Origin of the sequence: Pseudomonas sp. UBA5706 (genome assembly GCF_002419965.1) — a bacterium.
GTDB lineage: Bacteria > Pseudomonadota > Gammaproteobacteria > Pseudomonadales > Pseudomonadaceae > Aquipseudomonas.
Genome location: NZ_DIHC01000030.1, coordinates 1 through 900 on the forward strand (window position 1 = coordinate 1; position 900 = coordinate 900).

The 900-nt window shown below is 65.4% G+C and carries 1 protein-coding gene and 1 pseudogene; both read left to right on the forward strand.

Features of this window, described 5'->3' with window-relative positions:
- On the forward strand, positions 1 to 516 hold a 516-nt coding region (locus tag B3I26_RS13810), incomplete at its 5' end, for an energy transducer TonB (RefSeq protein ID WP_296258341.1).
- A gap of 99 nt (positions 517 to 615) precedes the next feature.
- Positions 616 to 900 (forward strand): annotated as a pseudogene (locus B3I26_RS13815) (MotA/TolQ/ExbB proton channel family protein); the annotation flags it as partial.

Below are 900 nucleotides of genomic sequence, written 5' to 3' on the forward strand. Positions count from 1 at the left end.
ACCCCGCCACCGCCGCCCGAGCCGATTCCTCAGCCGGTCGTGGAACCTGCGCCACCCGTTGAAGACGAGTTGGCCGTGAAACCACCGCCGCCCAAGCCGATTCCCAAGCCCAAGCCGGTGGTGAAACCGGTGCCCAAACCGGTCGCCAAACCGGTGGAACAGCCTCCAGCGCCAACCGCGCCGCCACAACCGGTGGCCGCTCCGGCACCGCCTGCGCCACCGGCGCCCGCGCCGATCACCCCGGCTTCGGCCAACGCCGGTTACCTGCATAACCCCGCCCCGGAATACCCGGCGCTGGCGATGCGGCGTAACTGGGAAGGCACCGTGCTGCTGCGCGTGCACGTGCTGGGCACCGGCAAGCCGAGCGAGATCCAGATCCAGAAAAGCAGCGGCCATGAACAGCTCGACGAAGCGGCACAAGCCGCGGTCAAGCGCTGGAGCTTCGTGCCGGCCAAGCAGGGTAACGACCCCGTCGATGGCTGGGTCAGCGTGCCCATCGATTTCAAGATTCGTTAGTTTTTACCCATACATCACTCACCCTGTTCGTGACACCGCGGGCCACCTGACAAAAGGCGCATCGCTGCAACGATTTCTAGCCTTGTTGGAGAACCTCACATGAACGTCATCGCTTCCCCATTCCAATCCATTGAAGGCGCCGTCATCTGGCTGCTGATCGTCTTTTCCGTCGCCACCTGGGGCCTGGCCCTGCTCAAGGGTGTGCAGTTCGCCCGGCTCAAGGGCCAGGACAGGAAGTTTCATAAGCAGTTCTGGGCAGCGTCGAGCCTCGATTCGGCCGCTGAACTGGCGCAGACCCAACCCGGCGCAGCGGCGCGCGTGGCGCTGGCCGGGTACGCCGCGATTCAGGTGCCGGAAGGCGGCCAGGCGGCGGATTTGAGCCAG